The following is a 12,518-nucleotide window of genomic DNA, read 5'->3' on the forward strand; positions in this document are numbered from 1 at the left end:
TAATAGGAGATTGATATGGAAATTTTTTTCCCCGTATCCGGCCTCAGCCTGAACCCTTTGATCCCGGTTCTGATAGGTTTTGTCCTCTCATTTTTTTGCTCCATGGGGGGCATATCCGGAGCCTTTCTTCTTCTTCCCGTTCAGATGAGTTTTCTTGGTTTTACAACGCCCTCTGTCAGCGCCACCAATCAACTTTATAATATTGTCGCCATACCCAGTGGAGTATGGCGTTTTTATAAGGAAGGCCGTCTCATAACCCCTCTGGTCCGTGCCGTGGTTATCGGCACCCTCCCTGGTGTTTTCATAGGAGCCTTTGTACGCATTACCTATATGCCTGATGCATCTATGTTTAAACTGTTTGTGGGGTGTGTTCTCCTGTATATTGGCATCCGCATGGTCCGGGATCTTCTGGGAAAGAAAAAAAGCAGCGTAGCCCCCGGCCAGGGCACCGGCCGTGTGGAGGTGTTGCCTTCTGGTTATCTGGAAATACGCTTTCTCTTTCAGGGTCAGGAATATTATGTTGGCGCCTGGGGTATTATGGCTTTAAGCGGTGTTGTGGGCATTATAGGAGGAATTTACGGAATTGGCGGAGGGGCGATTATAGCACCATTCTTTGTATCGGTTTTCGGACTTCCCGTATATACCGTTGCAGGTGCCGCTCTCATGGGGACCTTCATCACCAGCGTTGCCGGCGTTATTTTTTATCAGGGGCTGGCTCTCCTGTATCCCGAGCAGGCCATATCCCCGGACTGGCTTCTGGGGATTCTCTTTGGTATCGGCGGTTTTATCGGTATGTACTGTGGAGCAAGAACACAGAAATTTGTTCCTGAGCGTTGGATAAAGTGGGGACTCTGTCTTGTGATTGCCTGGACCGCAGGTCACTATATTCTGGGTTATTTCTTCGGGTGAGAACCAGAAGCAAGCCGACTCAGAACAGAAGCAATGGTGTCATCCGTCTCCTTTCTTATATTTTCCTGAAGTTTTCGCCTGGCTGCATCGCGGATAAAAGCAGCCAGGCGTTTTCGTTCATCCCCTTCCAGCAGGTACAGAAGACTTGTTTCTACGGGATGCCTCTCTTTCTCCCGCGTGGCATGGGGCCTTGTAATCAGGGCATGAAAAAGAAGCAGGCTCCGGTCCAGCACCATCCAGGGAATTCTTGTATCCTTTACAGGGCCGATACATATTTCAACGCCACTGATGCGGACACCTGCCATGCGCCTTGCATCTCCGCTGCGGGTTCCGAAGTAACTCCAGGCGGCACCGGCCACTCCGCCTGCTGCCGTCACCAGCCCCAGAGCTGCACCTCCAAGGGCAAGGTCCACACCGGCTGCAACGGCAGCACCGGCTCCACCACCAAGAGCGGCCAGCTGCCTGCGGGAAAGTCCGAACATGTGAAAGGCTTCTTTGGAAAGAAGATCCGTCTCCACCAAAGCAAGAAGGTCAGGAGACGGTGCAAAAAAACGGTGCCTGAAAGTATCCCTCAGGCTGTTCCAGCATCGTTCCTCCAGCTTCCGGATACCTTCTTGCCACTGCCCTGTCATTTTACGGGAAAGTTCTTCCACGCCCGCTGCATCCGGGGCTTCCCTTTTCAATGAAAAAGAGGCGACCCCTGCCAGCAGATCACTGATTCTTGCTGCCGACTCAGCAATACGTTTTTCCCAGTCCTGCTCCAGCTCCCGTATGACAGGATGCAGCACCGGCTCAACATCGGGATCCATGGCACGCAGGGCTCCAAGAAGGCGCATGCGTTCCCGGAATCCAGCGGTCAGGGCATTGAATACATGAACAGCATTAAATGTTTTTCTCAGAGCTGTTTTCCATTCCTCCACATCCTCTGCTGTATTTTTTGGATTGATGATAGCCATCCGTGGCAGCCCAACCAGTCTGAGAATTTCCATTTCCGCAAGATCACTTTTGCGGACAGGGCGTGCAGCATCCACAACATAAAGAATGCCTGCTCCCCGGGCAAGGGCGGAAAAAATCTGGCATTCATCCCTGAAATCAGGATCACCCGAATGACTTTCAAAAAATGCCCGGGCCAGATTTTTTCCCGTGTAAAGCGGTTCATGGGCCCGGATCCACTCCAGGGCACGCCGGGGAGACTGAAACCCCGGCGTATCGGTGAATAAGAGTCTTATCACATCCCCGGATTGAACAGGATAGGCACGGCTTTCAAGGGTTTCTCCGGGCCATGGGCTGATACGGATAGTGTCGTCCTCCACAAGGGTGGCAACAACCGATGATTTTCCTTCATTGGGGTGGCCCACAACGGCGAATTCGAGCTTCAGCTTATCCAATGTCATGGGAGGTCTCCAGCTGCATAATGGGCCGTGGTTCTCTCAGTCCTTCCAGGCGTCTGGACCAGATGAGTATATCCGTCTTCTCTGCCCTACCCCCTTTCCTGTCCACACGACCTACGGGCCAAATCCACAACGGCCCCCTGATTGCTTCCGCTGCTTTTTTAAGAATCTGAACATCTTCATGAACCGGAGGCATGAACACTTCCATGGCCAGTACCCTCGGTCGGTCAGAATACGCTGTTTTTTCATGGAGAGTCTCAAGGTTAATAAAAAGACAATTTTCCGGTTTGCAACCCATTACCCCGCTTGTTTCTTCAAGGATCAGTCCATGCAGACTTTCGGGTATTTCATCGTTGATCCAAAGCTCCCATTCCCGGATTGGTACAGATTCGACATGAGAAACTGGGCAAACGGAAGCAGACAATCCACTTCCTCTTTCCGGAGAGGCCGTGAAAAGAGCTTCCCTCCGGAGAAAAAAGCAGAGGTTGTGCACACGACTGTCCACCACCTCTACCTGATCAATGCGTCTATGAAACAGCTTTCGCGCCAGAAGAAAAAGAAAAAGCCTGGGCAGAAGACCATAAACGAGAAGGGCCATGGACAAAAAAGTCCACCAGGATGTGAGATGATCATGGGTCAGTCCCCCTATTCCATCCTTTAGAATAATACGGGAACCTTCAATCTGTGCTGGATCAGGAAGGGTATGGGGCAGCAGGATGCTCCAGGGGGCGGATACCATGCGAACCATACGTGAAAAAGTTTCAGGAGGAAGGTTCAGGGTACTTTGCCAGGCAAAGGCAAGATCGCTGCCCACCACTTTGATAAGAAATCCGGAAAAAAGACCGAATACAAAAAAAAGGCCTGCCATTTGAAATGCGTAAAAGGCAAGGGAAAAAATCAGCGGCTGGTATCGGGCGTACAATTCTTGTATACGACTGTTTCTGGATTTGAGAAAATCCCGGGCATGGGACGGGATTCTTTTTTCTGTACCAAGCAGCATGCGGCTAAAGAGCCACTGTAAAACGGAAAAAAAAAGCTTATAGGTTACGGGGAGCTTTTTTTTCCGGAATAAAACCAGCCCAAGGCTGAAGATCACAGTAAGCAGGGGCAGTGCAACAAAAACAGTAAGAGCATAAAGAAGATTGACAGGTGTTATGCCATCATAGCGCAGAGTGGCCAGTGCCATAAAAAATCCTGTCAAAAAACCGGCAATCCCCAGCAGGGCAATGGCAAGGCGCAGGGCAGCCAGTACTCTCACTCCGGGCATGGGCCTGCCAGCCTCAGAACCGGCTTCTCTGCGGCGGTGATCCAACCATATGGTGAGGCATTCCCCATCCGTCATTTCAGGAGATATGAATGCGGCTATGCGCTGGTTGCGCAGATCCGCTTCCCTGCTTCCTGCGTCCAGCTCAAGAAACCACTCTGTATCCACAAGGGAAGCTATTGTATGATGTTGTTTCATGATTGATGACTATGCCCGATCCTATATGGGGTCTGTATCTGTCCATGATGGCTTGTGGTCCGCCCTGTGGCCTGAATGGCAATGGAAGGAAGCAACTGTTCAATGCCGGTTTGAAAGCCTGCATTCCGGCTGCATGACAGACTTTATATTTTCTTCACCGTACCAGTTTGCTACTTTAAAGGTGAAAAACGCTTTATTCAAGAACTCTTCAGGGAGTCAGGGAATGAATGAAGAAAAACTAGCTGCAAAAATTCTCAGTCAGTACAGGCTGAACCCCTTTGGAACCCATGGTGTATCCCACTGGGCAAGGGTAATGGAAAATGGGCTGCGTCTCTGTCTTGAAAATGGTGCGGACCAGGATGTTATCCGTTATTTTGCTCTTTTTCACGATTCGTGCAGAAGAAATGAGGGCTTGGATTTTAACCATGGCCTCCGGGGTGCTAATCTGGCGCGACGTCTGCGGCGGGATTTTATCAGGCTGAATGATACTCAGCTTGAACTTCTGGTACTGGCCTGCAGGGACCACACCAAAGGCAGAACAAAAGCCCATATCACTATTCAAACCTGCTGGGATGCGGACAGGCTGGATCTCGGGCGTGTGGGAAAAATTCCAGACCCGGCCCGTCTCTGCACAGAAGCGGCCAAACATCCGGAAACCATTGCATGGGCAACGGAGAGGGCTTCCCGCCGGATAGTGCCCGAGTGGATTTGGAATGCCTGGGGTTTAAAGGCCCTGCGTTTTAACGACAAAGGCCTACCTTGGCTGGACAGGCAAATGGTTGCCCGCATCCTTAAGCGAGTCACCTGTGGTTTTTTATACCGTGAAAGGGTGGATATGGCAGAAGATAAACAAATCCGGGACTTCCTTGAGATGTTGACGTCCATGCAGCACTATAATTACAGTTACCGTTCGGAAGCCATTATGGAAATGAAGGAGCATATCATGCCCCTGATTCCGGATATGGCCCATACAGATGTTATTCGCATGTGGCTGGCACTGGCACTGGCCCTTAAGGATCTCTATCATATGCCTCGATCCCGTTTGGCCGCCATACTTGCCAAAGGGCTGCCTCAGCCACAAGAACGGGAATAAGCACATCCGCACTCCCTCTTGCTTACGGATGCAACAGCATACTGTCAGAGGTGATCCCATGAAGCAGAATTTAAAAAATATGTCAGGAGTTCCCATCCGGTCATGGTGTCAGGATCCCGGCCCCCTTACCATGACTCAGGCTGAAAATCTTGCTCGTCACCCGAGAATTTTCAGCCATGTTGCCCTGATGCCAGACTGTCATCCCGGTTACGGTATGCCCATCGGTGGAGTGGCAGCGTTCAGAGATGCCGTTGTTCCTAATGCCGTGGGTGTGGATATCGGATGCGGTATGTGCGCGCTGGCAACAGACAGTAAGGGGAAACCGGATAAAACCTTGTTGCAGCACATGATTGCGCGGATTCAAAAAAGGATTCCAACGGGTTTTAACCGACATAAAAGCGCGCAGCACTGGGATGGCCTGGAAGAATACAGGGAAAAACTCTCCAGAAAGCCCGGCTGGATGGGCAAGGAAAGTCTCCTCATAGCCGCTCAAAGTCTCGGGACTCTGGGTGGTGGAAATCATTTTATCGAAATTCAGGTGGACAGAGAAGACCGTGTCTGGGCCATGATCCATTCAGGATCCCGCAATCTTGGCAAAACCATTGCAGAATATTATCACAGAGAAGCTCTGAAGCAGAATCGGAAAGAGACAATTGTCCTGCCCTCTGAGGATCTGGCCTTTTTGGATGTTCACTGTGCAAAGGGAAAGGATTATATTCGCGACATGTCCTTTGCCCTTGCCTTTGCCGGAGAAAACCGAAGACGCATGATGCATACCCTGAAAGCAATTCTTGCCGATACTCTGGGGTGCGGTTTTGAGAACGAGGTAAATATTCACCACAATTATGCTGCAGAAGAAACCCATTTCGGATACCGGGTATGGGTGCACCGTAAAGGAGCCACTGCCGCTCACAAAGGAATCAGGGGCATCATTCCGGGATCCATGGGCAGCCCTTCCTATATTGTGGAGGGTCTTGGTAATCCGGATTCCTTTTGCTCCTGCGCCCACGGGGCAGGCCGTGTTATGGGTCGTAATGAGGCCTGCCGAAAACTCGATGCTGCCGACGTTGCCCGTTCCATGCAAGGTATTGTGCATGGAGATTTCCCCAAGATCCGGAAAGGCCCTCTGAAGGGCATGTATGATTTTGGGGAAGCACCCGGTGCATACAAAGACATTGATACAGTTATGGCCTGCCAGTCCGATCTGGTCACTGTTCTAACACGCCTGCAGCCACTGGCAGTGGTAAAAGGCTGATGAAAAACAGTAACCCCGACAGGGTCCATACCGAGGTTACTGTTGATACTGTATCTGCCCAGAAAAACACAGGCATTCCGGCTGACCTTATGCTGCTGCAGAGGCAATTAAATAATTTCAATGGCAATGGCAAGAGTGAAACATACGTCGAGGCAGATTCCGCAGCCAATGCACTCGTCTGCGTTCACGGGGACGGATTTGCCATCCTTTAAAACAAAAACATTCTCGGGGCAAACTTCCACGCACTCTTCGCAGCCAACGCACTTGGTATCATCCACGATGGGGGTATTGGTGCTCACTTTCCTGCTCCTTATAAATTAAGTAAAAAATGAATTAAGGATGCCAAGCATCTTTATGGGTATAGGCGGGTAATTCATGCCAGAAAATGCCCGTCCCTCAACCCGTTTTTCCCAAAGTTTTTAATTATCAGGATGATCTATAAGGACTTCCCAAAGCCTCTGTCAATCCTTTTTATGGGATTTGGCATGCCATAATATTCTCGACCTTCCTCCGACAAAAACACCCCTCTGATCATTTGCCATAAGCCATTATGTCCGCATGTCCTGTCTGTTTATAGGTACTCAAAAGCTCATTTCTCACTCGACGCAGATAAAAATACCTGATCGTTGTGATCAAATCTGAAACAACGGATGCTTTGCCGAGTGGGTTCCGGTCTTAATTAATTAAGGATAAAACAAGACGAATTCAGGATTTTGGCATGCGAAGAATGCAACCATATTTAGCCCTCCTTGCCGGAAGAACCCAGACAATAAACCCATACAACTTCAGGCAGCTCTGAGGGCTTTGTTTTGAGCAAAGGGTCATTATTGAGATTCAACCGCAGAAGAATGCCGTTTTCGGGCAGATCTGGGTATGGGACAGAGGCATCATCCGGCAGGATTATTTCTGCACATGACGGAAAAAGTTTTATAAGTATTTCTGCCGCATCAGGAAAATCCGTTACCCAGAAAAAAGGAGGCTGATTACAACTTTGAAAAAGCCGGAGCCATGCCCGCATCCGTTGCTCCGGCCTGCATGGTGAAGAAAAAAACCTGCTGGCATTTCCCGGCGTATCCCCCACACCTCCTGCGAGAGCTGCCATCATATGGCGATGCGCATCATCCACCTTCCGCATTTCCCGGGCAAGCTCCAATTCTGCCCTGTCAAAGGCTTCCGCCTGCATCAGAAAAAAAGCTGACAGGGCAAGAGAGTCTGTACCTTTGCGGAATTCCGGGGACTCAACTCTTACCTCGCCCCGCATTTCACGGCTAAGGGCCCATGGACTGGGCTCCGGTTCTTCTTTGGGAGAGAACAGGTCAAGCACGGCTTCCTTTCCGAGCTGAGCCGCCCTCTGTTCCAGATCTTTTTTCATCAGCACCATGAAGGAGGGGTCTATTTCTTTGATCCGTAAGGGTACCAACCATCCTTCCTGCACTGCGGCGGCAGCATCCGGCCCCATTTCCGAGCCACCGGTATGGAGAATGAACAGGCGGGGAAAAAGGGAACGAAGATATCCGATGGATGCAGCAGGCATATCCAGAAAAGGGAAGTAAAGCATATCCATGATGCAAGGCTCCTTGTACCGTTTCATGTAAGGGGAGACAAACCGACCCTACCTTGTCTGCAGGTATCCTTTTGGAAGGTTCATGTAGTCAGCTTTTTTTTCCATCCTGCATAATGATGCCCATATGGGAAAGCTCTTCCCGCAAACGGTCCGACGCCTCCCAGTCTCCTCTGCTACGTGCTGCTTCCCTTTCCGCCAGCTTCAGGGCTATTTCCGGATTACTGCTGGGATCAGTAAATTCGAAAATTCCCAGAACACTGTCCATTTGCCGGAAAATTTCCAGAACTCTGGATGCACCCAGAGGCCCCACACCACCATCCGCAAGCAGTCGATTCAGGTTGCGGATCTGGTTGAAGATTCCCCCCATGGCTGCGGAAATATTGAGATCATCGTCCATGTCCCTGATAAAATTTGTCATCAGTTCCGTGGCAAGGGTTTCCAGCTCCCCGGTTTCATTTCCCGTTGTGATACAGGCCAGGCGGTGCAGGCAGCTGTCAATTCGCAAAAGGGATCTGCGCACGGCAAGCCGGACCTCCGCCGTAAGAAGAGCCGGCTTGCGGTAGTGGGCAGACAGAAGCCAGAAACGGACTTCTCTGTCCGTCATCCCGTCTTCATCCAGATCCTTCAGGGTCAACCGGTAATCCTGACCAACGGCTCGCCCGTTCACAAAAACCCTGTCACAGTGCATCCAGAACCGGGCCATGGGGGCTCCCGTAGCTGCTGTGGCAATGGCTATTTCATTTTCATGGTGAGGGAAAAGAAGGTCTCTGGAACTTGTATGAATATCAAATGTTTGTCCAAGGTATTTCATGGACATGGCCGCACACTGCAGGTGCAGTGAGGGCCTCACATTACCCCATTCCGTACTGGCATAGATCCCCCGTTTCAGCTCAGAGAGGCGGATTCTCTTCAGCAGGGTGAAATCCCGGGGGTTGTCCTTTTCATATTCCTCCAGATCCACGGTGGCTCCCAGGCGAATTTTATCCAAATCCACACCGGAAAGGGACCCGTACTCTGGAAAAGCAGATATGTTGAAGTAAATGGAGTGATGCTTTTCATAGGCGACACCGGAACTGACCAGCTTCCGCGTAAGAGAAACCATATCTTCAAGGTGTTCGCTGACTTTAGGATAATGCTTAGCCGGCAAAACCTTGAGCCTTGCCAGATCTTCATGAAAAATCCGGATCCACTGCTCCGTAAACTGGGCCAGAGGAAGGCCTGCCGCTTCGGATCCTGCAATGGTTTTGTCATCCATGTCCGTAATGTTCATCACGTGGGTTACATCAAGGCCCCGGAACTTCAGATATCGGCACAGAAGGTCACTGAAAACAGCTCTGCGGCAACCTCCGAGGTGCATGCGGTCATGAACGGTGGGGCCGCAGGAATAAATGGAGGCCTTACCTTCGTGCAGAGGGCGGAAATTTTCTTTAGTCCGTGAAAGTGTGTTGTGAAACTTCAGGCTTTCCGGAGTTTTGCTGGCAAACAGTTCTGTGGAGAGGTAGCGTTCTCCACTATCCGGAAAGATGACCACCAGCGTGCCCGATTCCATGGAAGCGGCCATGTCATGGGCAACAGCCATGGCTGCACCGCTGCTCATTCCCACAAGAAGACCTTCTTCTCTGGCCAGCTTTCTGGCCATTTCAAAAGCCCGGCCATCCTGGATATTGATTTTTGCATCCAACCGCTGTTTTTCGTACAGTTCCGGCTGATATGCTTCCTTCATGTTTTTCAGACCCTGAATCCGGTGCCCGAGGTAAGGCTCCACTCCGATGATACGGATGTCACTGTTCAGGCACTTCAGGCCCCTGGATAGTCCCATAAGGGTACCCGTGGTACCCATGGTGGCCACAACGGCCTGGACCTTTCCGCCGGTCTGCTCCCATATTTCCCGGCTCGTTCCGTCGGCATGGGCTCGCCAGTTGGCTTCGGTGTTGTACTGATCCGTCATAAAATACCGGTCAGGATGTTCCCGCACCAACCGGTAAACAGCCTCTATGGCCCCATCCGTTCCCAGATGGCCGGGAGTGAGGAGTATGTCGGCTCCCCTTGCCTTAAGAATGCGACGTCGTTCGAGGCTCACAGCTTCACTCATGGCCAGCATGAGCCTGTATCCTTTTACAGCACAGACCATAGCGAGGCCAATGCCTGTATTGCCACTGGTCGCCTCTATAACGACCTTGTCTCTGGTCAGGATACCCGCTTCTTCGGCCATGCGGATCATGTAAAGAGCGGCCCGATCCTTTACGGAGCCGCCGGGATTCATGTATTCAAGTTTGGCAAGAATCCGTACGGAAGGATTGGGATTCATCCGACGAATTTCAACCATAGGGGTATTGCCGATAAAGTCCAGAAGGGAATATGACATAATCTATCCTGATAATTGCAGAATCAATTAAGGCCCCGTATCAGCAGGGCACTTTGTTACAGCCTGGCAGACTGTTCACATGATGGACATATTCGCGGATATGACTTTTCCGCTCAAGGCCGGAAGCAGCCATATAACGGACACTTCCAAAGACAGGTCTTTTGGGCCATGGTCTGTCGTGAAGACCGAAAATCCAGCCACAACCCGCATAAGAAGACGGATCCCTTCCATCGAGAAAGCCTGTGTTGGTAAGGTACAGAAGACGCTCAAAGGCTTCCTCCGGAGAAGCGGACCACTCCAGAATTTTTTTCCCCCAGTACATACGCATGACATTGTGCATATATCCCGTGCGCCTCATTTCTTCCATGGCGGCATTCCAGTAGCTGTCATGGGTGGCAGCAGATTGCAGGGTTTCCATGTCATACAAAAAGGGACGCCGGTCCTGCCTGTGCAGATCAAGGGTTTCCTGTGCCCAGGCAGGCAGGGAAGAATAGCTGTCATAATCTGGCGTGTGGTGCACAAAATTGACGGCCAGTTCCCTCCGTACCACAAGCTGTTCCAGGAAAGCCTTTTTGATCTCCTCATCCAGCTCGGAGTCCAGGATCCTGCGGACCACAACTGCCGGGCTGATCATGCCAAAATGAAGAAAGGGAGAAAGAAATGACACCCCGTAGCGATGGGGAATACGCCGATCCATGACATATCTCTCCGCCCTCTCCTGCATAAAGTTGTCAAGGCAAAGAGCTGCCGCATCTTCTCCGCCTCCGTATCGCCAGACAACGGGCGTGGAAGAAGGAAAAATCTTTGCCTGACGCAGCAGTTTTTCCAGATCTTTCAGGCTTTCTCCGGCCGGGGTTTTCCCCGTGATGGGCGGAGGTGTGATCTGGGGGACTGGCGACAGGAAACAACCCGTTTTTTTCAGAATTTGCGGCCGGAGCACATAGGCTGCATAGGCTCTTTTATGATAGGCCTCTGCCACGGGGACAACGACATCCCCTTCCACTGCCGTTACGGAACAGGGGGCATGGCTACCCGCAAATTCACGCCATGATCGCTGATGCCTCAGATACCCCACATCACAAATCATGGCAGCCGCATTGTTGTACAGATCGGGCAGTATGGATTCGGGGGTCCCGATACGAAGAACAAAGCCCATCCCCCTGTCCCGCAGTTTTACGGAAAGGCTCTGGAGTCCCTGCAGCATGAAAAAAAAGTGAAAGCTTCGTGCTTCCGGATAGTCTCCCATAAGGATAAAAGCCACCAGCACCGGTTTTTTGAGAAAAAGAGCGGTTTCTACGGCAAAGGCCAGTGCATGATTGCCTTCAATCCTCTGGGACTGCTGCATCCAGTACAGAACATAACGGCCTTCCGGGCGAAAGGGCTGGGAATTCATCCGTCTGAGTCTTTCCGGCGGTACGGCTGAAAAACTTCCTGTCATTTTAAATCCGTTTCAGGGGAGACAGCTCTCCCCGCCACTGGGCCAGCACTGCTTCCAGGGCAGCAATTTCTGCAGATAGCATGACTTCCTGCACGGGGCTGCCTCCGTCCCATCCGTGGCCATAGCGCAGATACCTGTCGTTAAGCCTTGCCTCAATTTCGGTGATGGGCAGGCCGGAATGCATTTCCCCCTGCCGTGTCAGTTCCATAAAGGTACGGTCAAAGGTTTCCTCAAAAAGATTTTCGCGCCATTTTTCCGTTGCATCCTTGCTGTCATTCATGGCGATACTCCTTATCCGTTCAAAAAACGGTCTGATAATACCCGGAGATATTCCGGCATACGATTCGATACCTGACGGCCTCAGTTTTTTCGGCTTTGCATTCTTTCCTCGATGACAAGCAGCATGGTGTCCGTCAGAGTTTCCTGGGGCTGCATGGCATCCAGACAGCAAAAACGGTTTGTCTCCTTTGCCGCAAGGGCAAGGAAACCCTGACGGATCCGCCTGTGGAAATCCAGAGATTCCTGCTCAAACCGCATTTCATCAAGACTTCTCGTACCCTGGTTGGCCTGGGACAATGCCCTTGACAGGCCCTCTTCGGGTAAGAGATCCAGCAGAAAGGTAATATCCGGAAGTAAACCCTGCAGAACCAGCTCATGAACACGCTGAATCCGTTCCGGATCCAGGCCCCGGGCAACTCCCTGATATACGGTTGTGCTGTCTGCGAAACGATCGCTGATGACTATTTTCCCTTCCTTGAGGGCAGGTCTCACAACCTCTGCGAGGTGCTGTGCCCTGTCAGCAGCGTAGAGAAAAAGTTCCGTATCAGCAACCATGGCTCTGTTGGCAGGGTCCAGAAGAAGGGCGCGGATTTTACGGCCAATGGCAGTACCGCCCGGTTCCCGGGTAACAACAACCCTGTATCCCTTCTGTTCCAGTTTTTCTGAAAGCCGCCGCACCTGAGTGCTTTTCCCTGCACCTTCACCGCCGCAGAGTGTAATCAGCATACTATGTTCCCTTTTATGAAGTGTGACCAGATTTTT

General features: G+C 51.3%; 11 protein-coding genes. 3 read left to right on the forward strand and 8 right to left on the reverse strand.

Annotation, left to right across the window (positions count from 1 at the left end; genetic code table 11):
- Positions 1-15: 15 nt before the first annotated feature.
- Positions 16-909, forward strand: a complete 894-nt coding sequence (locus OOT00_RS06600) for a sulfite exporter TauE/SafE family protein (protein WP_303649900.1) — start codon at positions 16-18, stop codon at positions 907-909.
- Here OOT00_RS06600 and OOT00_RS06605 read toward each other — a convergent pair.
- Together OOT00_RS06605 and OOT00_RS06610 are read right to left on the reverse strand one after the other, a co-directional pair.
- Entirely contained in the window at positions 894-2,303 is a 1,410-nt protein-coding gene (locus OOT00_RS06605; RefSeq protein WP_265424523.1) for a GTPase/DUF3482 domain-containing protein, read from the reverse strand. The two genes, OOT00_RS06600 and OOT00_RS06605, sit on opposite strands and share 16 nt — an antisense overlap.
- A complete protein-coding gene (locus tag OOT00_RS06610; protein ID WP_265424524.1) occupies positions 2,290-3,762 on the reverse strand; it encodes a DUF2868 domain-containing protein in 1,473 nt (490 codons plus the stop codon). Before OOT00_RS06610 ends, OOT00_RS06605 begins: the two co-directional genes overlap by 14 nt.
- Positions 3,763-3,985: 223 nt before the next feature.
- Between OOT00_RS06610 and OOT00_RS06615 the strand changes: the two genes are divergently transcribed.
- Together OOT00_RS06615 and OOT00_RS06620 are read left to right on the forward strand one after the other, a co-directional pair.
- Complete coding sequence (locus OOT00_RS06615) at positions 3,986-4,855, forward strand: HD domain-containing protein (protein WP_265424525.1); 870 nt, start codon at positions 3,986-3,988, stop codon at positions 4,853-4,855.
- Between the two features lie 58 nt (positions 4,856-4,913).
- A complete protein-coding gene (locus OOT00_RS06620; protein ID WP_265424526.1) occupies positions 4,914-6,110 on the forward strand; it encodes an RtcB family protein in 1,197 nt (398 codons plus the stop codon).
- Between the two features lie 107 nt (positions 6,111-6,217).
- Here the strand turns inward: OOT00_RS06620 and OOT00_RS06625 are convergent, their stop codons facing one another.
- The 6 genes from OOT00_RS06625 to tmk form a co-directional block, all read right to left on the reverse strand.
- Positions 6,218-6,409, reverse strand: coding sequence for a 4Fe-4S binding protein (locus OOT00_RS06625; RefSeq protein WP_265424527.1), 192 nt, complete (start codon positions 6,407-6,409; stop codon positions 6,218-6,220).
- Between the two features lie 440 nt (positions 6,410-6,849).
- The gene (locus OOT00_RS06630; protein ID WP_265424528.1) at positions 6,850-7,674 is read right to left on the reverse strand and encodes a hypothetical protein; all 825 of its coding nucleotides are present in this window, start codon (positions 7,672-7,674) and stop codon (positions 6,850-6,852) included.
- A gap of 88 nt (positions 7,675-7,762) precedes the next feature.
- On the reverse strand, positions 7,763-10,039 hold the full coding sequence (locus tag OOT00_RS06635; RefSeq protein WP_265424529.1) for a cysteine synthase: 2,277 nt from the start codon (positions 10,037-10,039) through the stop codon (positions 7,763-7,765).
- Positions 10,040-10,079: 40 nt separating this feature from the next.
- The gene (locus tag OOT00_RS06640; protein WP_265424530.1) at positions 10,080-11,477 is read right to left on the reverse strand and encodes a deoxyribodipyrimidine photo-lyase; all 1,398 of its coding nucleotides are present in this window, start codon (positions 11,475-11,477) and stop codon (positions 10,080-10,082) included.
- Position 11,478: 1 nt separating this feature from the next.
- The gene (locus tag OOT00_RS06645; protein ID WP_265424531.1) at positions 11,479-11,757 is read right to left on the reverse strand and encodes a hypothetical protein; all 279 of its coding nucleotides are present in this window, start codon (positions 11,755-11,757) and stop codon (positions 11,479-11,481) included.
- Between the two features lie 80 nt (positions 11,758-11,837).
- Positions 11,838-12,482 (reverse strand): dTMP kinase, encoded by a 645-nt coding sequence (gene tmk, locus OOT00_RS06650; RefSeq protein ID WP_265424532.1) that lies wholly within the window; start codon positions 12,480-12,482, stop codon positions 11,838-11,840.
- Positions 12,483-12,518 lie beyond the last annotated feature (36 nt).

Source organism: Desulfobotulus pelophilus (assembly GCF_026155325.1).
Classification (GTDB): domain Bacteria; phylum Desulfobacterota; class Desulfobacteria; order Desulfobacterales; family ASO4-4; genus Desulfobotulus; species Desulfobotulus pelophilus.

Bases quoted from the DNA above. Each gene is read 5' to 3' on its own strand.
- OOT00_RS06600 (WP_303649900.1), top strand. From the start codon at position 16: ATGGAAATTTTTTTCCCCGTATCCGGCCTCAGCCTGAACCCTTTGATC.
- OOT00_RS06605 (WP_265424523.1), bottom strand. From the start codon at position 2,303: ATGACATTGGATAAGCTGAAGCTCGAATTCGCCGTTGTGGGCCACCCC.
- OOT00_RS06610 (WP_265424524.1), bottom strand. From the start codon at position 3,762: ATGAAACAACATCATACAATAGCTTCCCTTGTGGATACAGAGTGGTTT.
- OOT00_RS06615 (WP_265424525.1), top strand. From the start codon at position 3,986: ATGAATGAAGAAAAACTAGCTGCAAAAATTCTCAGTCAGTACAGGCTG.
- OOT00_RS06620 (WP_265424526.1), top strand. From the start codon at position 4,914: ATGAAGCAGAATTTAAAAAATATGTCAGGAGTTCCCATCCGGTCATGG.
- OOT00_RS06630 (WP_265424528.1), bottom strand. From the start codon at position 7,674: ATGGATATGCTTTACTTCCCTTTTCTGGATATGCCTGCTGCATCCATC.
- OOT00_RS06635 (WP_265424529.1), bottom strand. From the start codon at position 10,039: ATGTCATATTCCCTTCTGGACTTTATCGGCAATACCCCTATGGTTGAA.
- OOT00_RS06640 (WP_265424530.1), bottom strand. From the start codon at position 11,477: ATGACAGGAAGTTTTTCAGCCGTACCGCCGGAAAGACTCAGACGGATG.
- OOT00_RS06645 (WP_265424531.1), bottom strand. From the start codon at position 11,757: ATGAATGACAGCAAGGATGCAACGGAAAAATGGCGCGAAAATCTTTTT.
- tmk (WP_265424532.1), bottom strand. From the start codon at position 12,482: ATGCTGATTACACTCTGCGGCGGTGAAGGTGCAGGGAAAAGCACTCAG.